This is a genomic window from Nocardioides guangzhouensis, from assembly GCF_004519545.1.
In the GTDB taxonomy this organism is placed as follows: Bacteria; Actinomycetota; Actinomycetes; order Propionibacteriales; family Nocardioidaceae; genus Nocardioides; species Nocardioides guangzhouensis.
The window spans coordinates 177,672-200,220 of record NZ_SDKM01000001.1; the positions used below are offsets into that span (position 1 = coordinate 177,672).

Below are 22,549 nucleotides of genomic sequence, written 5' to 3' on the forward strand. Positions count from 1 at the left end.
GTCGCTCACGCGGCCGGCGGGTGCTGGTCGCGCTGGTCCGGTGGGGGCTCGTCGACGGAGTGGTCGAAACGGACCTGGCTCGCCCGCGCCCGCCAGGTGCTGATCGCCACCCAGACGAGCATCACGGCAACGACGACCGCGAGCGCAAGGAACCACAACCGCTCCACGGCGACCTCCCGTTTCGCATGGATGGTTGCTTCGACGGTAGGGCCGCCACCCCTCCAGCACCATGACCCACACGTGCCTGCCCGCGCGGGTCAGCCCCTGAGGGTGTCGAACATCAGGTCACCGGGTCCCGCGCCCGCGATACTTGGGCCGTGGCCAGGCATCGGAGGACGGTCGCGGTCGTCCTGGCGACGCTCGCGGCGCTGGCTGCTGCGAGCACCGGCCTGGTGGTCCTGCGCGGCATGTCCTCCGGCGGCGCCGACGGCGGGAGCTGGACCGGCACCTGCGCCGGGTCCGCGGAGCTGTGCGACCGCAGGCTCGACCAGGTGGCCTTCGCGACCACCCACAACTCGATGAACGCCGCCGCCGACGGGTTCGGCTACCCCGACCAGCAGAGCGGGATCGCGGCCCAGCTGGCCGCCGGGGTGCGCGGCTTCCTCGTCGACGCCTACCTCGGGTCGGTCCGCTCAGTCGACGGCAAGCAGGTGGTCTACACGGACATCACCACCACCTCGCGCGCCAACCTGCTGGTGCAGGCCACCCACAAGGAGTCCGTACGGCGTGCCGTCGACCTCCGCCGTCGGGCCGGGGCCCCGTCCGACGACGCCCCGCGCCAGGTCTACCTCTGTCACCAGTTCTGCGAGCTCGGCGCGCAGTCGATGACCAGCGTGGTCGCCACGTGGCGCCGGTTCCTCGACGAGCACCCGGACGAGGTCCTGGTGATCGTCATCCAGGACGAGATGCCGGCCGAACCGCTGCGGGATGCCCTCGACGACCTCGCGCCGTACCTCGCGACGCTGGATCCCGCGAAGCCGTTGCCCACGCTCGGCGAGATGCTCGCCTCCGGCCGGCGTGCCGTGGTCGGCCTGGAGAACGGCGACCTCGGCCCTGACCTGCCCAACGTCTTCACCGACGGCCTGGTGCAGGAGGTGCCGTACACGTATCGCCGCACGTCGTCCCTCGAGAGCCCCCTGTCCTGCCGCCGCCACCGGGGATCCACCAGCGCCCCGCTGTTCCTGCTCAACCACTGGATCACCCCGGCCTCCGAGAGCGCCGCGGCGAGCGTGAACGAGGCCGACGTGCTCGGCGACCGGATCGACATGTGCGCGCGACTGCGCCGGCAGCCGGTCAACCTGGTCGCGGTCGACTTCTACGAGTCCGGTGACCTGCTCCCCGTCGTCGCCGCCCTCAACGAGTGACCGCGTCTCGGCGCCTCTCGGATTCAGTGACGACCCGGTGCGAACCCGGTCGTCCGGGCGTAGAGTCGGTCCCGGCGGGGGCCGGCAACGTGGCGCCGCCCGGTGTCACGCACCTCCCGGGCGGCGCACCCGTCCAGGTGCCCGGCTCGATCGGGTCGGTCCCGCCGAGGTGTCGATGGGTCCGCGAAGGATCTCGTGGCGCCGACCCAGCATGACGCCGCTCACCGGCGGGAACAGGCGGCACGTGAACGTCGTACCTGACGGACCGAAGCCCTCCGTGGTCCTGGTCGACGACTCCCCGGAGGTGCGTTCGCTCGTACGCCGGCGGCTCGAGCTGTCAGGACTCTTCGAGGTCGTGGGCGAGGGAGCGGACGGCGACCAGGCGATCGGCCTCGTCTACCGGCACGAGCCGGCGCTGCTGCTGCTCGACGTGTCGATGCCCACCGCCGACGGTGTGGAGGCCTTGCCGGCGATCCTGGCCGTGAGCCCCGCGACGAAGGTGGTGATCTTCACCGGCTTCGAGGCGCAGGGGCTGGCGCAGCGTGCGCTCGAGTACGGCGCCACCGACTTCATCGAGAAGTCGATCGACCTCGACGAACTCCCGGCAAGGCTGATGCGGTCGCTCGACAGCGAGACCGGCCCGACCCCACGACAGAGGCTGAGCGTGGTGGAGGAGCTGTCGGACGACGAGCAGCGTGTCCTCGCCGGGGAGCAGCGCGTCCTCGACGAGCACCTCGAGCAGTTCCGGATGCTGTTCGACCAGGCGACGATCGGGATGGCGGTGCTGACGGTGACCGGGACGGTCGTGCGGGCCAACCGTGCCCTCGCCGACCTGATGTCCTGCAGCCCCTTCGACCTGGTGGGGGTCGACTATGGTCGGTTGACGGGCGGGGAGGGTGACGCGCTCGACCGCGGGTTGCGCACGATCTACCGCGCCGGCCGGGACCTGGCCACGTTCGAGCACCTGCTCCCCGTCCCCGAGGGCGAGGAGCCGTCCCGCGTCGTGCGGGTCACGCTCGCCCCGGTCCGTGACTCCCTGGGCCGGGCGCTCTACACCTTCGCGCAGGTCCAGGACATCACCGCCCAGCGCGCAGCCGAGGGCGACCTGCGACGCAGCGAGGCGACCTTCCGGCTGCTGGTGACCGCGGTCGCGGAGTACGCCATCTTCATGCTCGACGTCGACGGGAACATCGTCAGCTGGAACGCCGGCGCGCAACGCATCAAGGGGTACACCGCCGCGGAGATCGTGGGCCGCTCGTTCCGGGTCTTCTACCTGCCCGAGGAGCGGGCCAGTGGCCATCCCGAGCACAATCTCGAGGTCGCGCTGCGCGACGGGACGCTGGCCGAGGAGGGCTGGCGGGTCCGCAAGGACGGGAGCCGGTTCTGGGCGAGCGTCGTGATCAGTCCCGTGCACGACGACGCGGGGCGGCACATCGGTTTCGCCAAGGTCACCCGGGACCAGACCGAGCAGCTGGCGCACGAGGAGCACCGCAGGACCGCGATCGCCGACCAGGCCCATCTCCTCGCCGTCACCGCCCACGAGCTCCGCAGCCCCACGGCCGTCATAGACGGCGCGGCCGCCACCCTGCAGTCGTTCTGGGACCGGATGTCGGCGGACCAGCGCGCGGAGCTCCTCGACGGCATCCGTACCAGCGCGCACCGGCTCCGCCGCTTCGAGTCCGATCTCTCCGCCGCCTCCCGGGTGCACGTGGACGCGCTCGAGCTGCGACGCGACGACGTCTCCCTCAGGACGACCATCCAGGGCGCGACGACCCGTCGGAAGGTCGCCGACCCCGGCGCGCAGGTCGAGGTCGACGTCCCCCACGACATCGTCGTGTGCGTCGACCCCGAGCGGCTGGGCCAGGCGCTCGACAACCTGGTCGACAACGCCCTCCGCCACGGCCTCCCTCCGGTGGAGATCCTGGGCACGGCCGCCGGCGACGAGGTCAAGATCCGGGTGACCGACCGCGGCCCCGGCGTCCCCGCCGACCTCGTCCCGCGTCTGTTCGAGCGCTTCGTGGTCGGGGAGACCACGGGCGGCACCGGGCTCGGGCTCTACCTCGTGCGCGAGATCGCCCGCGCGCACGGCGGCGACGTGACCTACCTGCCACCCGCGGACGGCGAGCCGCCCACGTTCGAGATGCGGCTCCCGCGGGAGACCTGACGCGGAATCCTGCTGCGGTGCTGCTGCTGCGGTGCTGCGGTGCCCCCGACAGGATTCGAACCTGTGACCGGCGGATTAGAAGGCCGCTGCTCTGTCCAGCTGAGCTACGGAGGCGGGGGGTCGGAAGCACGGTCGGGACATGCATCGGATGACAGTCGTGTGGTTCCAACCGTGCTCTCGGCCCACGGCGTCATTGTGCCCCACCGTCTGGCGCCGGCCGAGGCTGGCCGTCGAGACATGCACGGGGACCTTGGGAGCCGGGGCAGTCATGGGCGACGAGCGGAGTCACACCGACCTGTCCGGGTAGCCGACTTCCGGCGACTCCGACCATGCCGTTCAGCCTGGGCGCCCCACTTCGCCCATCAAGACGCAGCGGAGACGCTAGCGTGAACGGCGCAGCGCGTGAATGGCCTTGGTCTTGGTGTTGAACGCCGCCTTGAGCGCTTTGTCGACTGCAGATCCGTCCGGTGGCATGAGGCCCACCTGACGGGCAAACGCCAGCTGGTCGAAGACGACGGTGTTGGTCACGACCCTCCCTTCACGCAGCACGAAGTGGTCGCTGCCGTCGAGCTCGAGCGGCTTCCCGGTTCCGGCGACTCCCAGCAGCGTGCCGGTGTGGCGACCTGTCACCCGCCAGTGCACGAGGACATCGTCGCCGGATTCGGCAATCGCCACGACCTCGAGGTGGAAGCCCTCGATGGCGGCGAACTTGTCCGAGAAGTAGGCGGCCACCTGATCTGCTCCGCGACACGTGGCATCAGGGAAGTACTCCACGGTCTCTTCGGTCCAGAAGGGACGCGGACTGACCACATCGTGAGCATTGATGCGTTCAAACACCCAACGCACGAGTTCGGTGGACGTCACATCGACCGGGAAGACGAGACCTGCCATCTGCCAACGATGGCACTCGGGCGATGCCACGACAACGGTCGCACCGGGTCAACGGTGGGTCGCACCGCCGCACGAGCGCGTGGCTCCACGGCGTCCCAAGCGAACTCCGGAAGTCGCGCGCCCGTCGACTCCAGGAACGAGTCCCCGACTGGCCCCAGCCAGAGCTGACTGACCGGGGTCAGCGGACGCCCTTGACCGGGAAGATGGAGGCCGCGCCGGCGACGGCACAGGCGCCGGCTACGCCGAAGAGCGTTCGGTAGCTGTCGCCGCCGACCGCGAGGATGGCGGGCGCGATGGCAGGGGCGAGCGAGAACGGGAGGGCGCCGGCGATGTTGAGGACACCGAGGTCCTTGGCTGCCTGGTGTGTGTCGGGGAGTACGTCGACGACGAGCGCCAGGTCGACGGCCATGTACATGCCGAACCCGACTCCCCCGAGCCCCATGCCGACCAGGTAGGTAGTGAGGTCATCGGCGCCGGCGATCACGAGCAGGGCGGTCCCGTACACCAGTGCGGCCCCGCACACGAAGGCCTTCCGCCGGCCGGTGTGGTCGGACAGCTTGCCGGTGACAAGAGCCGAGGCGACGAGAGCGGCGGACTGGATCAAGGTGCCCAGGTAGATCTGGTGTGGGACGTCGGCTTCGCTGGTGCCGAGATGTTCGAGCAGGTAGTAGGCCTGGTAGGTGACCAGGAACGCGTACGCCGTGACCAGCAGGAACCGGCTCGCGAACACCCAGGCGAAGTCGGGGTTGCGGCGGGGGTTGACGTAGAACGTGCTCAGGAGCTCCCGGATCGACCACGGCGGCCTGTGGCCGGGCTCGAGCCGGCGGTCGGTGAGTCGCGCGACGAACAGGAGAACCAGGGACGCGCCGACCGCACAGGGCACCATCAGCATCGTGAGGACGTTCTGGTCGAACAGCTGGACCAGGAAGGTTCCGAGCACGGACGCGACCGGGAGGCAGATCGCGATGATCCCGGAGACCATGCCGCGTTGGTCGGTGGGGACATGGTCCGGCATGACGGCGGCCATCGCGGCGAGCAGGGCGTTGAAGAACACCTGGGCGATGCACCAGCCGACGAGGACGACGGCGACGTTGGGCGCCAGGGCGACCGCGAGGATGCCGAGGCTGCCAGTGGTGAGGCCGACCAGCATCCACGGCCGGCGCATCCCCCACGCCGAGGAGGTGCGGTCGCTCAGTCGGCCGAAGAACGGGTTCGCGATCATCGCCAGCAAGGAGCCGACGCTGGTGACCAGCGCCAGCCGGCTCGGGGCAGCGCCGATGCCAACGAGGTCGTTGACCTTCAACGCCAGCGACACCAGCAGCGGAGCCAAGAACAGCAGCGACGTGCCGGTGTAGGCGAGCGCGTACAGGGTGATGAAGCCCCAGCCGACGCGAGCAGGCTCCGCGGGTGCGCCACAGAGCGCGACGTCGGCGCTGCGTTGGCCGGCGCTCGGCGTGCCTCCCTTCCGTGAGGTCGGACGGCCCATGCAGCACCCCCTGGGACGTGGCTGGTGCGGCCATTGCTCGAACGCGCTTCCCAGCGTGCCCCGGACTGGCGGTTCGGCGCACCTTCATCGCAAAGACTCGGGGACCTTCCGCAAAGGGGTGGTAGGCGAATGCCCCAGCAGGGGCTTGCGTCGCGGCAGCGCCTCCACCGATGACCACGACGTTGTACTCGTTCATGCCGGCCAGGTTCACCCATCCCCAGACAACGAATGTTGCTGTTTCCGGGAACGAGGCGGTGCAATGGATCCATGCCGCAGCGTGGGACGCAGGACTCGACGAGTATCGGCGCGGCGCTCGACGGCGTCGCTCCGAGGCTGCGTCAGGTGCGCGAGCACCGCGGTCTCACGCTGACGGAGATCTCGCAGCGCACCGGAATCTCCAAGAGCACGCTCTCGCGGCTCGAGAACGGTCAGCGCAAGCCCAGCCTCGAGCTGCTGCTACCACTGGCCCAGGCGTACCGGGTGCCCTTGGACGACCTGGTGGGCGCCCCGCATGTCGGGGACCCCAGGATTCGGCTCAAGCCTCGCAAGGTGAACGGCCGGACGGTGCTGCCGCTGACCCATCCCGGCGGCGTGCAGGCGTGGAAGATCGTCATCCCGGGGACCCAGTCCGAGCCGAACCCGCGCTCACACGACGGGTTCGAGTGGCTCTACGTCCTGTCCGGGCGGATGCGACTCGTCCTGGGCGACCGGGACCTGGTGCTCGAGGTCGGTGAGGCTGCGGAGTTCGACACGCAGGTACCGCACTGGTTCGGCAGCACCGGCGACGGACCGGCCGAGGTCCTGAGCATCTTCGGCCGCCCCGGCGAGCGGATGCACGTCCGGGCCCGACCCGATGACGACAGTGAGTGAGTGGCCCGTGGTGCACCGGGGGTGGTGGTCGTGAGCGGTCCCTTGGTGGAGTCGAAGCTGTTCGTGCCCGCCGCACGCTCGGGCATCGTGACCCGGCCCCGCATCACCGATCGGCTACCGCGCGCAGGTGGCCGCCTGGTGCTGGTCTCGGCTCCGGCCGGGTTCGGCAAGACGACCCTGCTCGCCGACTGGCTGGCCGGATCTGACCCCGACCGAGAGTTCGTCACCGCGTGGGTCTCCCTCGACGAGGGCGACCGATCCGCTTCCTCGTTCTGGACCTACGTGTTCGCCGCCCTGGACAGGGCGGTCCCCGGGGTCGGAGAGGGTGCGCTGCAGCAGGTCCGAGGAGGCCACGAGCCCACGCACGGGGTGCTGGCCGGGCTGGTGAACGAGCTGAGCGTGCTGCCCGGGGAGGTGAGGTTGGTCCTCGACGACTACCACTTGGCAGAGGGGCCGGGCGTCCGGTCCGGGATGACGTTCCTGGTCGACCATCTGCCGCCGCAGCTGTGCCTGGTCATCAGCACTCGAGCCGACCCGGCCCTGCCCCTGGCCCGTCTGCGCGTGCGCGGCGAGCTCTCCGAGGTCCGGGCAGCGGACCTCCGGTTCACCACCGAGGAGACGGACGCCTATCTCAACGACACCGGCGGCCTGGACCTGGCCGCGGGCGACATCGCGGCGCTCGAGGCGCGCACCGAGGGCTGGGTCGCCGCGCTCCAGCTGGCCGCCCTCTCCCTGCGGGGGCGCTCGGACCCGTCGGCGTTCGTGGCCGGATTCGCCGGAGATGACCGGTTCGTCGTCGACTACCTCCTCGAGGAGGTGCTCGACCGGCAGCCCGGCCCGGTGCGCCGGTTCCTGCTCGAGACTTCCGTGCTGGACCGGCTCAGCGGTCTGCTCTGCGATGCGGTCACCGGAGGGTCTGACGGCACGGTGATGCTCGAGCGCCTGGAGCGGGCGAACCTGTTCCTGGTCCCGTTGGACGACCAGCGCCGCTGGTACCGCTACCACCACCTGTTCGCAGACCTGCTCAGGTCGCGGCTGGTCCTCGATGACGGAGGAGCCGACGGAGTCGCGGAGCTGCATCGCCGCGCGAGTGCCTGGTACGACCAGACCGGGCACGCGGTGTCGGCGGTGCGGCACGCCCTGGCTGCCGGTGATGTGGACCGCGCCGCCGAGCTGGTGGAGCTGGCCGTGCCCGGCCTCCGCCGCGACCGGGAGGAAGCGACGCTACGCCGGTGGATCCGGGAGCTTCCCGACGCCGTCGTCCAGCGCCGTCCGGTGCTTGCGGCGGGGTTCATCGGTGCCCTGATGTCCACGAACGAGTTCGATGAGGCCGAACGCCGGCTCGCCGACCTCGAGCGGTTGCTCGGACCCTCCGCCGAGGAGCCGTCGGCGGTGGCGGAACGGCCCGGACTGGTGGTGGTCGACACGGCCGAGCTGGCCCGCGTGCCCGGCTGCCTCGAACTGTGGCGGGCCGGTCTCGCGCTGGTCGGCGGAGACCTCGCTGGCACGGTGCGCCACGCTCGCCGAGCCGTCGAGCTGGCACCTGTGTCCGACGACCTGACGCGTGCCTCCGCAGCTGCGCTCGCGGGGCTGGCGTCGTGGACAGTCGGCGACCTCGACGGTGCGCACCGCGGGTACACCGACGCCGCCGCTGGGCTGGGCCGCCTTGGGTACGTCGCGGACGTGCTGGGTTGTTCCACCACCCTCGCCGACCTCGAAACCACCCAAGGCAAGCTCCGCCAGGCGAAAGAAACCTGCGAGCAGGCCCTCCTCCTTGCGGCCGGGAACCCATCGCTGCGCGGCACCCGCGACATGCACACCTGTCTGGCAGAGCTGGCGGTGCAACGCAACGACCTGACCACCGCGGACGAGCACCTGCGGCGCGCCGAGGAGCTCGGCGAGCAGGCGGGCATGCCACGCAACCCCTACCGGTGGCGCGCGGCGATGGCGCTGCTCCGCGACGCCGAAGGCGACCGCGAGGCGGCACTCGGGCTGCTCGCGGAAGCCGAGCGGGTCTACGTCGGCGACTTCGCACCCGACGTACGGCCGGTGCCAGCCATGCGTGCCCGGCTGCTCGCGGCGCACGGCGACCTGCCCGCAGCCCGCGCATGGGCACGCGAGAGAGGTCTGGTGCCAGGCAACCGGCTGTCCTACCTGCGCGAGTACGAGCACGTCACCCTCGCCATGATCCTGCTCGCCGAGCACATCAGCGACGGAACCACGCAGGCACCGGAGGACGCGATCGGGCTGCTCGAACGGCTCCTGGCGGCGGCCGAAACCGGGGCCCGGGACGGCACCGTCATCGAGGTCCTGACCCTTCTGGCGCGCGCGCACCACGCAGCACACGACGAGACCTCGGCGCTCGAGGCCCTCGAACGCGCCCTCGACCTGGCCGAACCGGAGGGCTACGCCCGAGTCTTCCTCGACGGCGGTTCGTCGATGACCCAGCTGCTGTCGACACTGAACCGGCGACGGCCCGGCCGGCCCTACCTGCGCCAACTCCTCGACGCTGCCCGCCCAACGTTCCAGTCGAGCGATGCCGAGCCGGCGACCGGTGTCAGCAGCGCCAGCACGGATCAGCTGGTCGACCCACTGACCAGACGGGAACGTGACGTGCTGCGGATGCTGGCCAGCGAGCTCGATGGCCCGGGCATTGCCCGCGAGCTCGTCCTGTCACTCAACACGGTCCGCACCCACACCAAGAACCTGTACGCCAAGCTCGGCGTCACCAACCGGCGCGCCGCGGTCAACCGTGCCCACCAGCTCAACCTGATTTCGCGCACCAACGCCGACTGACCCGGCGCACATCGCCGCCGAACGGCCGAAATTCACCAACCGATCTCACCATTCGATGTGATCCGGTCTCACCACATCGGCTCCTAACGTGCGGACACGAGACAGACCCCGTCAGACGGACCCACTCGGCGGGCGACATCCGTGAAGTGCGACACGAGGAGCAGCCATGAACACGCCCGTCACCAGCCGACCCGATGGCAGCTGGTACGAGATCCGCCTTCGGGGGCGCCTCGACGCCCGGTGGTCGGCGTGGTTCGACGGCATGACCCTCACCTCCGGCGACGGCACCACCACCCTCACCGGCCCCGTCGTGGACCAGGCCGCCCTGCACGGCCTGCTGCAACAACTCAGGGACCTCGGGCTCCCCCTGATCTCGGTCACCCCGGTGGAGCCCGGCGCGACCACGTCACCAGCACGACAAGGGCATCCAGCACCAGATGCCACGAGCACCACGCGCCCCACCCGACAACTCTGAGAGGCATGATCATGAATCGACTCACCCGCGCCGTCGCCCAGGCCAGCGCGGGGCACCCGTGGCGCACCATCGCCAGCTGGGTGCTCGCCCTGGCCGCACTCTTCGCCCTCGCCGCCGGCGCGGGCGGCACGTTCGCCGACGACTTCGCCGCACCCGGCAGCCAGAGCGCCCGCGCACTGGACGTCCTCAACGAGAACTTCCCCGAAGCCGCCAAGGGCAAGGCCGTCGTCGTGTTCGAGGCCGAGGACGGCACCACCATCGGGGAGGAACGGGCCGACGTGACCGACGTACTGGACCAGGTCACCGGCCTCGCCCACGTCGCCTCCGTCACCGACCCCTATCGGGCCGACACCATCTCCGCCGACGGCCGCATCGCCTACGCCGAGCTCACCCTCGACGTCCCCGAACGCGACATGGGCAAGCCCGCGTTCACCGTCCTGTCGAACGGCGTCTCGAGCCTCGAAGGCGCCGACCTGCGCGTCGAGCTCGGCGGCGACGCCGTCTTCCTCAATTCCGAGGACAGCACCTCCGGCCACGTCGGCATCGGCCTGCTCGTGGCCCTCGTCGTCCTCCTGGTCGTGTTCGGCACCGCCGTCGCCGCCGTCCTGCCGATCGGCCTCTCCCTGGTCGCTGTCGGTGCCGGCATCGGCGCCATCACCTTGCTGGCCAACCCCATGACCGTGTCGGTGTCCGCCATTCCCGTCGCCGGCCTCGTCGGTCTCGGTGTCGGCGTCGACTACGCCCTCTTCGTCGTCGCCCGCTACCGGGAGAACCGAACCAACGGGCAGGACAACGGCCGGGCGCTGCGCAACGCCATGGGTTCCTCCGGCGCCGCAGTCGTCTTCGCCGGCGGCACCGTCGTCGTCGCGACCACGGCGCTGGCGATCACGGGGGTCGGCGTCCTCACCTCGATCGGCCTGGCCACTGCGCTGATGGTCGCCTCCGCGGTTGCCGCCGCGATCACCCTGCTGCCCGCGCTGCTCAGCCTGCTCGGTGACCGCATCGACAAGGGCCGCATCGGACGCCGGCACCACACCGCCAAGGCCGCCGAGGAGACCATCTGGTGGCGGTTCGGACACCGCGTCTCGGCCCGGCCCTGGCCCTACCTGGTCGCGTCCGTCGTCGCACTGCTCGCCGTCGCCGCACCGGCCGTGGCGATGCAGACCGCCTTCCCGGCCGCCGGCGACGCGCCGGAAGAGACCACCCACCGGCAGGCGTACGACCTGCTCACCGACGGGTTCGGCGAAGGCATCAACGCGCCCCTGACCCTGGTCGCCGACCTCGACGCCGCGGGTGTCGACGCCGACGGAATCGAGGCAGTGGCCGAGGACATCGCGGCGGTGCCCGGCATCGCGTCGGTCGGTCAGCCGCTGACCTCCGCCGACGGCGACACCGTCGTCTTCACCGCGACCCCGACCACCGGGCCGGCCGACCCCGACACCTCGACCACCATCGACCGCGTTCGCGAGATCATCCCCGGCAACGTCTACGTCTCCGGCATCACCGCCATCACCGACGACCTCAACGCCCAGCTCAGTCGCACGCTGCCGCTGCTCATCGGGGCCGTCATCGCCGTGTCCTTCCTGCTGCTGATGATGGTGTTCCGGTCCATCGCAGTCCCGCTCAAGGCCGCGGTCATGAACCTGCTCTCCATCGGCGCCGCCTACGGCGTCCTGGTCGCGGTCTTCCAGTGGGGCTGGGGCGCCAACCTCCTCGGCCTCCAGGGACCGACGCCGATCACCTCACTCATCATCGTCATCATGTTCCCGATCCTGTTCGGGCTCTCCATGGACTACGAGGTGTTCCTGCTCTCGCGAATCAAGGAGGAGTACGACGCCACCGGCGACAACGTCGAATCCGTCGCCCGCGGCCTCGCCGGCACCGGCCGGGTCGTCACCTCCGCCGCACTGATCATGGTCGCTGTCTTCCTCAGCTTCGTGGCCAGCCCAGTCCCGTCGCTCAAGATGCTCGGGCTCGGCCTCGCCACCGCGGTCCTGGTCGACGCCACCATCGTCCGCATGGTCCTCGTCCCGGCCACCATGGCCCTGCTCGGCAAGGCGAACTGGTGGCTGCCCGGCTGGCTCGACCGGGTCCTGCCCCACCTGTCCGTCGAACGGGACGCCCGGCTCGACAGCCATCCGGGCACTCCGACGGGCAGCGACCCTGTGAACGAGGAGCTCGTCGGTCGCTGACGCTCAGCGAAGACCAGCACGAAGCCGCTCGCCGGCCCCCGCACTCCCCGGGGGTCGGCGGAGGCGCGTTACCGGGAGCGGCCTCGCGGCACCGACCGCTTCAACGCGAGCTCGGTGCGGCCGTCGAGCTGCGCCATCGTCACCGTCGGCGGGGTCGAGCCCGTTTCGGCGGGGTCGATCGGGCTATGGACCGGGAGGCTCCATCTGTTCCACGCTGGTCGCGGGAGGGCGACGCCGAGACCGAGGGAGTCGCCATGATCCAGTCACCGCGTCTGTCCACCGTGGGAGCGATCTCCGCCATCTCCACGGTCGGGTGCTTCGTACTCGGCGGGGTCGCGCTGGGCTCGAGCGGGGTCGAGGACCTGCTTCCGGAGACCGGCCGGTCGGGCCGTCAGTGGATCGCGGACGTCGATGACGCCGGGGAGCTCTTCTTCACCGGCGCCTGGCTGATCATCCTGATGGGCTTCCTTGGCATCGTGGCGCTCTTCGGCTTCTACGACGTCCTCCAGGACGCCGGTCGTGTCATGATCCTCGCGCCGGTGCTCGGTGCCGTCGGCCTGACGCTGGTCACGTTCTCGCACCTGCTCCCGATCGCGATGGCCTACGAGCTGGTGCCGGCGTACGTCGACGCGGGCCCCGCCGGTCAGGCGACGATGGGCGCGACGTTCGACACGCTGGCGGCGACCGCCCTTGTCACGAACGGTGCCGGGAACTTCCTCGGCTGGGGGATCGCCCTGCCCATGCTGGGGATGGCGATCCTGAAGACGCACGCGGTGCGCGCGTGGATCGGGTGGCTCGCGCTCTTCGTCGGCTTCGTTGGCGGGTGGCTCAGCCTGCTGAGCCCGCTGTCGGGAGTGATCGAGGGCCTGTCGGTGCTGGGGTTCCTCGGGTTCTTCGTGTTCATGGCCAGCATGGGCATCTCCATCCTGCGGCGCCGAGGCGCACCGAACCGGGTCGACGTGGACGAGGGCGAGGTCGCACGCCCCACGGGCGACTGACCGAGCCGACGCCGCCGGGTGATCGACGCGGACTCCCCACCGCAGCTGGGAACGATCCACGCTGGTCCTCGCCGTCTGGCGCGCGTCTACAGTCGAGCCATGGCGAACAAGACGATCGGCATCTCCGACGAGTTGGCGGCGTACGTCGTCCACGTCGGCACGCGGGAACCCGCCGTGCTTGCTCGGCTGCGCGCGGAGACCGCAGCGCTTCCCCAACACGGCATGCAGATCGCGCCGGAGCAGGGAGCCTTTCTCGCCCTGCTGGTCAAGCTCATGGAGGCGCGCCGGTGCATCGAGGTCGGCACCTTCACGGGGTACTCGTCGACGGCCGTCGCGCTCGCTCTTCCCGAGGACGGTCAGATCGTCTGCTGCGACATTTCTGAGGAGTGGACAGCGCTGGCCGGCAAGTACTGGAACGAGGCAGGCGTCGCGGGCAAGATCGACCTCCGCATCGCGCCCGCCAACGAGACGCTCGACCAGCTGCTCGCTGCCGGCGAGGAGGACTCGTTCGACTTCGCCTTCATCGATGCCGACAAGGCCGGCTATGACGGGTACTACGAGCGGTTGCTTCGACTGGTGCGGCCCGGCGGGCTGATCGCCCTGGACAACACCCTCTGGGACGGAAAGGTGCTCCAGCAGGACGCCGATGACAAGGACACCCGGGCGATCCAGGCGCTGAACGCAAAGCTCGCCCAGGACGACCGGATCACCCTCTGCCTGCTGCCGATCGCAGATGGCGTGACCCTGGCTCGACGACGATGACTGGCCTGACAACGATGATCGACCCGACGATGGTGACCGGCTCGAGGCCGATGAAGGGGGTGCCCGATGAGCGGACGTGCAGCGTTGCGGTCTCCGGCCTGCCGCAGCTGGAGGATCACCGGCTCGTCGTCGAGGTCCTCGAGGCAATTCTGGCCACGGGCCTCTGACGGATCGGAGCACGCCAGCTCGGGCGACGGCGACACGTCCCCGGATTTGCTGCAGTCAATCCGCGAGCAGCACAGGGATCGTCCCGCTGAGCGACTCGTCGCACCCCGGCATTTCCGACACCAAGGTGGAAGGGTGGAGGTGATGAGACGACACCAGCGCGTCACGGCTGGCGGCGTGCGCAAGCCGCAGAGCGAGCGCCTGCGCCGGCGGCAGCGATGGTACTTCGCCCTGATGGGCGTCTGCCTGGTGCTGATCCTGCTGGCCTGGAACGTGGTCCGCTTGTGGTCGACGTCGGCGGCCGTGGCCATGTCGGTCGTGGCCGCCCTGCTCCCACCGATCGCCGCGATCGTCGCCAACTGGGGTGAGGACCGTTGACGACCACGGTGGCGGTGGTTCTGTAAGGGGCGCTGACCGCGCGACGGCTCAGGCGGCGCCCGGCGTGTCGACACGCTGTCGCGTGCGTTGCTCCATCCGGAATTCATCTGATGCTTTCGCCATCGTGTCCCATTCCGGCTCCCATTCCGTGCCGGGCGCTACGAGACACATGCACGTGGCGGATGAGCGGCCGCGAATGCGGCTCACATGGTGTCATCGGTTCGCGTGTCATGATGCGGTGATGGCCGCTCGTGCTGGCCCGGTACTGCAGACCGCCGAGGCTGTTCGGACGAGGCGGGTTCGAGCAGTGGACGCCGTCGAGGAGGCGCTGCGGCGGATCGAACGGCTCGACCCGGCCCTCAACGCGGTCGTGGATCTTCGCGCTGAGCAAGCCATCGCCGAGGCCCGAGCGATGGATGGATCCACACCGTTGGGACGGCTCTGCGGTGTTCCCGTGCTTGTGAAGGACCTGGAGGATGTCGCGGGCATGCCGACCCGCAAGGGTTCCGTCCTGCTCGCCGATGCTGCCCCCGCCCAACGCGATGGACTTGCTCCTGCGCGCCTTCGGGCGGAGGGCGCGATCGTGGTCGGCAAGACTGCTCTGCCGGAGTTTGCGTGCGAGGGCTTCACGGCGAATCTGCTCACGGGCGTGACACGCAATCCTTGGGCGCTTGACTATTCTCCGGGGGGTTCCAGCGGCGGATCTGCTGCCGCCGTGGCCGCCGGGATGGTGCCGATCGCGACGGCGACCGACGGTGCTGGGTCGATCAGGGAGCCGGCTGCGTTCTGTGGGCTCGTCGGCATCAAGCCCACCCACAACATGGTGGCGCGACGGCCGCTACCGGACTGGATCGACCTGTCCACCGACGGTCCGTTGGCCACTACCGTCGCCGATCTGCGACTGCTACTTGACATCCTCGCCGGACATGAGCCCGGCGACCCCGACGTCGCGCCCGGGCAGGGCATCCGGGGCGGTGGCACGCACCCCGCCCTGCCGACTCGGCTCCTCGTGGGGACAGGATTCAGCGACGGGATCCCGCTGCCGGCACTGGTGGCAGCAGCGTTCGAGCAGGCTTCGGCGGAGTTCGCTGAGCTCTGTCGGTGCCCGGTCGAACGACTTGGCGTTGGCCAGCCAGTCGAACGCGACGAGCTGGTCGATGTCTGGTTCACCCTCGCATCGGCCGAGCACGTTTCCGCTCTAGGCCGCGACTGGGTGACGGAGGGCCTTGACCGGATGCATCCAAGTGCCCACAGCTTCCTGGCCGATGCACTCACCATCGGGATCGACGAATACCTCGCGGCCAGACGACGACGTTTCGACTTGTCCAGGGCCGTCGACGACCTCCTCGGTGCAGACCGGCTCCTTGCTACCCCGACAGTCGGCGTGGCGGGGTTGCTCGCGGAGGGAGGACCCCACCCCGACGATCCCGATGGGAAGATCCGGGACAACGTCTACGTGAATTTCCTCCAAAGCGTCACGGGCCACCCGGCCATCACCCTCCCAGCAGGTATGTGCGGGGCGGTGCCGTTCGGCCTTCAGATCACGGGCCCTCGGTACTGCGATGGCTGGCTGCTCGACCTCGCTGCCCACTGGGAGAGAGAGCACCCCTGGCCCCAGGCGGCCGCCGGCTACGAGCCCTTCCGCCTCTGACGGCGTGCCCGGCTCGGCATGTCGAGCCATGGCAACGGTTCAAGCATGAGCCGTGGCTGCGCGTCGTTGGTCAGATCGGGCTATGGCCCTACGGGCAACCGGGCAACAATGTGGATTGACAGGCCTTCGCATTCGAGAGGGGTGGGGACCATGCCCACCGTCGAAGAGTCCATCGACATCGACCGCAGCCCTGAAGATGTGTTCGCGTTCCTGACTGCCACCGAGACCATCCCGGCGTTCGAGAGCCAGATCAGCCACATCGAGCAGGTCACCGCCGGCGACGTCGGGATCGGCACGCAGTGGAGGGGCGCGACCAACGTCCTCGGGCGGAAGTTCGACTGGGTCACCGAGGTCGTCGAGTACGACCCACCGGCCCGGTCGCACACCAAGAGCGTGGAAGGGAAGCTGCCGTTCGAGATCTACTACACGCTCGAACCCACCGCCAGCGGCACCAGGTTCACCTACCGGATCGACGCCGAGTCCGGACTCGGCGGTATCTTCGGCAAGCTGGGCGACCCGATCGTGACCCGAGCCCAGGCTCGGACGGTGCGTACCAACCTGGCGAATCTGAAGGAGATGCTCGAGGCCGACACCTGACCCCGAACCCTCGATGACGCACTTCGTCCTGATCCACGGCGGCTGGGGTGGCGGCTGGCAGTGGCGCGCAGTGGCGCAACTGCTCAGGAAGGCGGGCCACGACTCCACAGCGCCGACCCTGACCGGCCTCGGAGAGCGCGCCCACGCTGCACCGCCCGACATCACACTGCTCACGCACATCGAGGACGTGGTCCAGCACCTGTGGTTCGAGGATCTCCACGACGTCGTCCTCGTCGGCTGGTCCTATGGCGCGGTCGTCGCCGACGGAGCAGCCGACCGAGTCCCGGAACGGCTGGGCCGTGTGGTCAGCCTCGACGGCTTGGTCCCTGAAGAAGGACAGCCCATCGAGTGGGAGCCGACCGTCGAGCAGCTCGCGGCGGGGTGGTTGCCGCCGCCTACCGCCGACGATCTGTCTGACACCCTGTCGGACCCGGCACTGCGGGCATTCGTGGCGGAACGCGAGAGGCCGCAACCGCTCGCCCAAGCCGACGTCTACCCGGACACCGGGGGCCAGCGCTGGCAGGTCCCGCACACCTACCTGCTCTGCATCGAACCGCCCGAAGGAGAAGACGTCGACGACGAGGACCGGGAGCTGATCGACACGATCCGCCATGACGCCCGCTGGGACCTGCGGGAACTGGCCCTGAACCACCTGGGCTTGCTCTACGCACCCGACATCGTCGCGGCAGCCTTGATCGACCTGGCCGAGTAGCCGCACCATCGCCAGGTCAGGCTGATGAGTCGGATCCATCGCCCAAGACGGCGAATCTTCGCGAAGCCGTCTCGGTCGCTTGGTGCGCGACATTCCGCGTGTTGCCTATCGGAAGCATCCGCCTGGCTCGGGTGAGGCCTGAGCCGGCTGGAGCAGCCACCGAGACCTCCGGTGATCCGTCCGGGTCCTGTCTGCGCGACACCCGGGCCCAACCCCCGGGACCCATACGCCGAAGCCGATTCGCGCTCGTGCGTGGATCGACACACTCACGTCAAGTGAGGTGCGTCATTGGCTACGTGCCGGATGTCGGCTCAGGCCGTTCGGGCGGTTGCCCGAATCGACGATGCGGTGGGCCTGTGTGCGCATCCGGGGACCTGACCTGCCGGTAGGGCCTTGGAGGGCCAGGACGGGGACTGCTCTTGGGTTCACGCTTGCTGCCGGGCGCGAACGGCTTCACGGTCCGGGCTGGTCGCCATGGTCGCCGACGGTGCGGTGCGGGGCCAGGTCCAGGCGAACCGCACGATGAGGGCGAGAAGGATCAATTCCAATACGATGCCAAGGCCGTAGAAGTACAGCCAGGACTCGCCCACCGCGTTGAATGCCGTGACGGGAACGTAGAGCGAGGCCACGATCAGGTTCGTGATGCGGTTCGCCCGGGCGGGCAGCGTCATCGACGACACGACCATGAGGATCGGGATGGCCACGAGGGTCAGGGCCGTGGTCGAAAAGGTCTGGGAGAGGTCGAACTCGAAGACCTTGCCGTCGAGGATGTCTTCGATGACGCCGGGCGTGAAGAAGTTGAGAATGTCCACGTAGGCATAGAGGAACATGAAGCTTGTCCACGTTGCGGCGAGCTTGGCTCTCACCGGGATCCGCTGGTCTTCCAGTGTGGCGGTGGTGGGTTGACGTGTTCTCATCATGGGCTCCGTTGTTGTGGTGAGGATCGGAAGGTCCACGATCGCTGGGTCCGGCGGCGGGCGCCTCGGCCCGGAGGCTGGGGTTCGCCTGGCCGATGGCATGGTCTCTCTCTCGTTCTTTCGGCGGGTACGCCGAGGCGCACCGATCCCTAGGCTGGAGCCGTGGTCACTGTCCGGCGCTCCATCTGGCATGAGCCGCGGCCTGCTGACGCCCCACCCATCGGTCGTCTCGACTGGCTGCTGGTGGGCGTGTTCGCGGCCGCCGCCCTGGTCGAGGGCATCGTGCGGCCGGGCTTGGCCTGGCGACCCCTTGTGACGGTGCTCGCCCTGGCGCTGATGCCTGCCCTGCTCTGGCGGCGGGGCCGCCCCCTGATGGCCGCCCTGGTCGGGTGGGGCGTCGCCGGGCTGCTCTCGGTCCTCCAGCTGACTGCGCACGCCGGGGACCTCGGCCTCTACTCCATGATGGCCGTCCTGATCCTGCTCTACTCCCTGGTGCGGTGGGGCTCGGGACGGGAGATGGTCTTGGGGACGGTGTTCGTGACAGTCGTCGTCGCGCTGGGCATGTACGCCTCCTCTGCGGGCTGGGCCGACGTTTTCGGCGGGAGCGTCCTCTTGCTGTTGTTCGTCGCCCTCGCGGCGGTGTTCCGCTACCGCGCGGACCTCTGGCATCGCCAGCAGCGCGAGATCCGCAACCAGGAGCGGGTGGCGCTGGCGCGCGAGCTGCACGACACCGTGGCCCACCACGTCTCGGCCATCGCGGTGCAGGCGCAGGCCGGTGGCGTGGTCGCCGGCATCCAGCCAGAGAAGGCTGCCGAGGTCCTGGCCGCGATCGAGTCTGAAGCGTCGCGAACCCTGGCGGAGATGAGATCCATGGTGCGGGTGCTGCGTGAGGAGGAAGCCGTCGCCTACTCACCGCAGCCGGGTGTCGCGGACCTGCCTGCTCTGGCGCGCGCCGACGCGACGCCCACCGTCGAGGTCTCGCTGGACGGTTCGTTGACCCGGCTGGCACGGCCCGTGGATGCCGCGCTCTACCGGCTCGCGCAGGAGTCGCTGACCAACGCCGTACGGCACGCCCGGAGCGCGACCCGCGTCGGGATCGACGTACGCCGGGAGGGCGACGCCGTCAGGCTGCGTGTCAGCGACGATGGACAGACCGAGCCGGGGCCTGCCCCGGAGCCTGGGTTCGGCCTGCTGGGCATGGCCGAACGCGCCCAGCTCCTCGGCGGATCGCTCTCCGCGGGGCCGGGGCCCGAGGGTGGCTGGGTGGTCGAGGCCGTGCTGCCGGTGGAGGCGCTGGCATGAGCATCCGCGTCGTCGTAGCCGACGACCAGGACTTGGTCCGGACCGGGCTGGTGATGATCCTCGGCGCGCAACCCGACCTCGAGGTCGTGGGAGAAGCAGCAGACGGGCTCGCAGCGCTCGACATGGCGAACCGGCTGCGTCCCGATGTCCTCCTCGTCGACATCCGGATGCCCGGGCTCGACGGCGTCGAGGTGACGCGCCACCTGGCCGGGCCAGACGTGACGGACCCGATGGCGGTCGTCGTGATCACCACCTTCGACCTCGATGAGTACGTCCTCGGCGCCCTACGCGCCGGCGCCCGCGGCTTCCTGCTCAAAGACGCCGGGCCGGAGCTCCTCGTGCAGGCCATCCACGCGGCGGCCAACGGGGACGCGCTGATCGCCCCCAACGTCACCCGCCGGCTGCTGGCGACCTTCGCCGACCAGGCGCCGGTGGTACCGGTCCAGCCCATCGACCCGCTCACCGAGCGCGAGGAGGAGGTGCTCGCGCTGGTGGCACGGGGCCGGACCAACGCCGAGATCGCCACAGAGCTCTTCGTCGGCCTGAGCACGGTCAAGACCCACGTCGCATCGTTGATGACCAAGCTCGGCGCCCGCAACCGCGTCGAGATCGCGATGTGGGCATACGACACCAGACGCGTGAGAGCCGACTAGTGGGGGATCTTGACCGGCCGACCATCGGTGGTCGAGTCGAGCTGGAAGTCGATGGCCCACACCATGTTCGGGCCGGTCGCGGACGGCACCGGCCGCACCGTGGAGGACCCGACCCGCGTGCGGCGACGCTTCAAGACCACACGGAGGCCTTCCTCGCGCCGCAGCCGCTGGATCCCAGGTCTGCTCGCTGACGCCCAACTGGCGCGCGACCTCGGCGGTATTGGCGCCCTGGGCGAGCAGCCGGTCAGCCTCGGTCAGCTTCCGGACCACCTGCTCAGGCAGTGTGCCGCTTCCTCTTCGTCGACAGGGTGTAAGCCTTCCCGCCCGCTCCCGCAGGCTGCAAGGACTCTCACAATCGATGGACCGACTAACCGGGGTCACGCCATGAGCATGCGAGTCGACGCGCACTGGACGACGTCGATGGTGTGGACCCGTCCGGCGTTGTTCCTCCCGTTCAAGACCCGGGTGTGGGTGCCGGCCAACTTGGCCGTGGTGCTTCAGTCGGGCCGCTGCTCGGCGACCCACACGGCGCCGTCGGATCCCTTCCAAGCCACGTGCATGAGGTCGTTGGTGTCGAGGTAGGTGCCCGCGAATCGTCGGGTACCGGCTCCCATCGGGGCGAGTGTCGTGGCTTCGGACCAGGTGCCGTCGGTGCCGCGCGTGCGCAGGGTGGGATCCCAGTGTTCGAAGTTGTAGGACGGGGTTTCCTGCCAGTGGACGACGACGCGTCGGTCGGAGGTGATGTGTGCCCCTGGCCACGCTGCCTGACGGTTTCGCGGCGAAAGGCGGGTTGCGGGACTCCAGCCGCTGCTGCCGCGGACCCGGATGCCGATGTAGCGCCGGTGCTCGGGCCACGGAAGCAGGGAGCCGGCGGGTGCGGTCCAGGTCAGGGTTCGCAGGCCGGCTGCGGCGGCGAGGTCGTAGGAGTCGATGTGGCGTCCCTTCGTCATGACCGTTGGCTTGGTCCAGCGGCCTGCGCTGCTCCGGGACGCCACCGTGACCGGCCCGTAGCCTGCGTAGTCCCACGCGATGCTGGCCCGCCCGCCCGGGACGGCGGCCACGTCGGCGCGGTTGGCCTCCTCCGTGGGGGCCGTGATCCGCTCGACCTCAGACCAGCCGGTGCCGGGGATGTGGGTGCGGGCGCGCAGCGCCTGCAGGCGGGGGTGACCGGGTCGGGTGAAGATCCCGGTCCAGGCGACGGTGACCTCGCCTGTGGGTGCCGCGTCGAGGGCGACGGATCGGACGCGGGTGCCGGTACCGGTCAGGAAGCGGGGTTGCGACCAGGTTCCGCCGGCGGGGCGATGGGCGATCACCAACCGCAACGGTTCGCCGGCGCCGACGCGGCGCTGCACCCAGGCGGCCGTGATGTTGCCTGCTCCGTCGATCGTCAGGCCGAAGTCGTAGGTGTGGCTCCCGGGCGGGTTGACCCTCACGGGCGTGTCCCAGATGCCGTCCGGGCTGCGGGTGACGGTCCACAGGTCTGGCAGGTACATCGGGTCACGCCACCGCCAGTAGCCGACGGTCAGCTCGCCTGATTCGGCCAACAGCAGTGTTGGGCTGGGGTCTGACTCCAGACTTGCGGACGCGTTGGGGTCCAACGCGAGCGGGTCGTTCCAGACGCCAGTGTCTGGATCCTTCGTGCTGGCGTACAGGCCGGTGCCGCCGTCTGGGAACCAGGTGACCGTGGTACGGCCGCTGGGCTCGGCAAAGACCTGGGCTTCCTCAGGGCGGAGATCCGCCGGCACGACCAGTTCGGGTGTTGCCCAGATCGGATCGGCCGCGGTGACCCGAAGGGACCGGCTGGCGGTGATGCCGGTCGCTGGTGTGATGTCCAGGCACCCGGGCAGCAGAGCGGTACAGGTGACGAACGCAGCGGCGGCGTTGACCGTCAGCAGTCGCAGCGGCATCGGCCCTCCCGCGCGTCAGCGAGGCTCGAGCTTCGAGCACATCCAGAATGCCCGGGCTGCTCAGCCCGGTCCATCCGCAGAGTTGCGGATGGACCGGGCTGAGCAGCCCACTTGAGAAATGATCACAGCAGCACCGGTCCGGGCCGGGTGCGCCGGACCGCAGCGTCCGTGCAGCCACGGGGCCGACCACGGGGCCGACCACGGGGCCGACCATCGGTGGTCCAGGTGGTCTCCGGATCGCAGGGCGACGCCAGCAGCCCGCAGCTTCT

Annotated in this window: 20 protein-coding genes, 1 tRNA gene and 2 pseudogenes; 15 read left to right on the forward strand and 8 right to left on the reverse strand. The window is 69.8% G+C overall.

Translation table 11 applies throughout. The features are described 5' to 3' along the window. Nucleotides 1–5 precede the first annotated feature (5 nt). On the reverse strand, nt 6–167 hold the full coding sequence (locus EKO23_RS24975) for a hypothetical protein (RefSeq protein WP_167880262.1): 162 nt from the start codon (nt 165–167) through the stop codon (nt 6–8). A gap of 150 nt (nt 168–317) precedes the next feature. Between EKO23_RS24975 and EKO23_RS00855 the strand changes: the two genes are divergently transcribed. Together EKO23_RS00855 and EKO23_RS00860 are read left to right on the forward strand one after the other, a co-directional pair. Then, complete coding sequence (locus EKO23_RS00855) at nt 318–1,364, forward strand: phosphoinositide-specific phospholipase C-related protein (protein WP_134713091.1); 1,047 nt, start codon at nt 318–320, stop codon at nt 1,362–1,364. Between the two features lie 244 nt (nt 1,365–1,608). Then, on the forward strand, nt 1,609–3,528 hold the full coding sequence (locus EKO23_RS00860; protein WP_246050833.1) for a PAS domain S-box protein: 1,920 nt from the start codon (nt 1,609–1,611) through the stop codon (nt 3,526–3,528). 40 nt (nt 3,529–3,568) lie between these two features. Here EKO23_RS00860 and EKO23_RS00865 read toward each other — a convergent pair. From EKO23_RS00865 to EKO23_RS00875, 3 genes are all read right to left on the reverse strand, one after another. Then, a tRNA-Arg gene (locus EKO23_RS00865) sits at nt 3,569–3,642 on the reverse strand. Nucleotides 3,643–3,909: 267 nt separating this feature from the next. Next, nucleotides 3,910–4,419, reverse strand: coding sequence for an ester cyclase (locus EKO23_RS00870; protein WP_134713095.1), 510 nt, complete (start codon nt 4,417–4,419; stop codon nt 3,910–3,912). A 178-nt stretch (nt 4,420–4,597) separates the two neighbouring features. Next, a complete protein-coding gene (locus tag EKO23_RS00875; RefSeq protein WP_134713097.1) occupies nt 4,598–5,905 on the reverse strand; it encodes an MFS transporter in 1,308 nt (435 codons plus the stop codon). A gap of 267 nt (nt 5,906–6,172) precedes the next feature. Here EKO23_RS00875 and EKO23_RS00880 point away from each other — a divergent pair, with 267 nt between their 5' ends. The 11 genes from EKO23_RS00880 to EKO23_RS00925 all read left to right on the forward strand — a co-directional run bounded on the left by EKO23_RS00880 (nt 6,173) and on the right by EKO23_RS00925 (nt 17,501). Beyond that, nucleotides 6,173–6,775 carry a helix-turn-helix domain-containing protein gene (locus EKO23_RS00880; RefSeq protein ID WP_134713099.1) on the forward strand — a complete coding sequence of 201 codons (603 nt, stop codon included), beginning with the start codon at nt 6,173–6,175 and terminating at the stop codon, nt 6,773–6,775. Between the two features lie 30 nt (nt 6,776–6,805). Further along, entirely contained in the window at nt 6,806–9,571 is a 2,766-nt protein-coding gene (locus EKO23_RS00885; protein WP_134713101.1) for a winged helix-turn-helix domain-containing protein, read from the forward strand. A 166-nt stretch (nt 9,572–9,737) separates the two neighbouring features. After that, complete coding sequence (locus tag EKO23_RS00890; protein ID WP_217702391.1) at nt 9,738–10,046, forward strand: hypothetical protein; 309 nt, start codon at nt 9,738–9,740, stop codon at nt 10,044–10,046. Nucleotides 10,047–10,057: 11 nt separating this feature from the next. Next, a complete protein-coding gene (locus tag EKO23_RS00895; RefSeq protein WP_134713103.1) occupies nt 10,058–12,238 on the forward strand; it encodes an MMPL family transporter in 2,181 nt (726 codons plus the stop codon). A gap of 254 nt (nt 12,239–12,492) precedes the next feature. Beyond that, the gene (locus EKO23_RS00900) at nt 12,493–13,236 is read left to right on the forward strand and encodes a hypothetical protein (RefSeq protein ID WP_134713105.1); all 744 of its coding nucleotides are present in this window, start codon (nt 12,493–12,495) and stop codon (nt 13,234–13,236) included. A gap of 99 nt (nt 13,237–13,335) precedes the next feature. Then, complete coding sequence (locus EKO23_RS00905) at nt 13,336–13,998, forward strand: class I SAM-dependent methyltransferase (RefSeq protein WP_134713107.1); 663 nt, start codon at nt 13,336–13,338, stop codon at nt 13,996–13,998. Between the two features lie 14 nt (nt 13,999–14,012). Further along, the gene (locus EKO23_RS24980; protein ID WP_167880255.1) at nt 14,013–14,165 is read left to right on the forward strand and encodes a hypothetical protein; all 153 of its coding nucleotides are present in this window, start codon (nt 14,013–14,015) and stop codon (nt 14,163–14,165) included. Nucleotides 14,166–14,307: 142 nt separating this feature from the next. Continuing rightward, entirely contained in the window at nt 14,308–14,541 is a 234-nt protein-coding gene (locus EKO23_RS00910) for a DUF3099 domain-containing protein (protein ID WP_134713109.1), read from the forward strand. Between the two features lie 307 nt (nt 14,542–14,848). Next, a complete protein-coding gene (locus EKO23_RS00915) occupies nt 14,849–16,192 on the forward strand; it encodes an amidase (RefSeq protein WP_167880263.1) in 1,344 nt (447 codons plus the stop codon). 150 nt (nt 16,193–16,342) lie between these two features. Next, nucleotides 16,343–16,789 (forward strand): SRPBCC family protein, encoded by a 447-nt coding sequence (locus EKO23_RS00920; protein ID WP_175582641.1) that lies wholly within the window; start codon nt 16,343–16,345, stop codon nt 16,787–16,789. Nucleotides 16,790–16,802: 13 nt separating this feature from the next. Further along, entirely contained in the window at nt 16,803–17,501 is a 699-nt protein-coding gene (locus EKO23_RS00925; RefSeq protein WP_134713115.1) for an alpha/beta fold hydrolase, read from the forward strand. 425 nt (nt 17,502–17,926) lie between these two features. On the opposite strand, the gene EKO23_RS00930 is transcribed toward EKO23_RS00925, so the two are convergent. Continuing rightward, nucleotides 17,927–18,457, reverse strand: a complete 531-nt coding sequence (locus EKO23_RS00930) for a DUF6326 family protein (RefSeq protein WP_246050834.1) — start codon at nt 18,455–18,457, stop codon at nt 17,927–17,929. A 123-nt stretch (nt 18,458–18,580) separates the two neighbouring features. Here EKO23_RS00930 and EKO23_RS00935 point away from each other — a divergent pair, with 123 nt between their 5' ends. Then, on the forward strand, nt 18,581–19,720 hold the full coding sequence (locus EKO23_RS00935; protein ID WP_134713117.1) for a sensor histidine kinase: 1,140 nt from the start codon (nt 18,581–18,583) through the stop codon (nt 19,718–19,720). Beyond that, entirely contained in the window at nt 19,717–20,373 is a 657-nt protein-coding gene (locus tag EKO23_RS00940; protein WP_134713119.1) for a response regulator, read from the forward strand. The genes EKO23_RS00935 and EKO23_RS00940 overlap by 4 nt, the downstream gene beginning before the upstream one ends. Nucleotides 20,374–20,378: 5 nt before the next feature. Here the strand turns inward: EKO23_RS00940 and EKO23_RS26005 are convergent. From EKO23_RS26005 to EKO23_RS00945, 3 genes and pseudogenes are all read right to left on the reverse strand, one after another. Next, nucleotides 20,379–20,546 (reverse strand): annotated as a pseudogene (locus EKO23_RS26005) (IS3 family transposase); the annotation flags it as partial. 1 nt (nt 20,547) lies between these two features. Next, nucleotides 20,548–20,680: pseudogene (locus tag EKO23_RS26635) on the reverse strand (transposase); the annotation flags it as partial. Nucleotides 20,681–20,870: 190 nt separating this feature from the next. Beyond that, entirely contained in the window at nt 20,871–22,280 is a 1,410-nt protein-coding gene (locus tag EKO23_RS00945) for a hypothetical protein (protein ID WP_134713121.1), read from the reverse strand. Between the last annotated feature and the right edge of the window lie 269 nt (nt 22,281–22,549).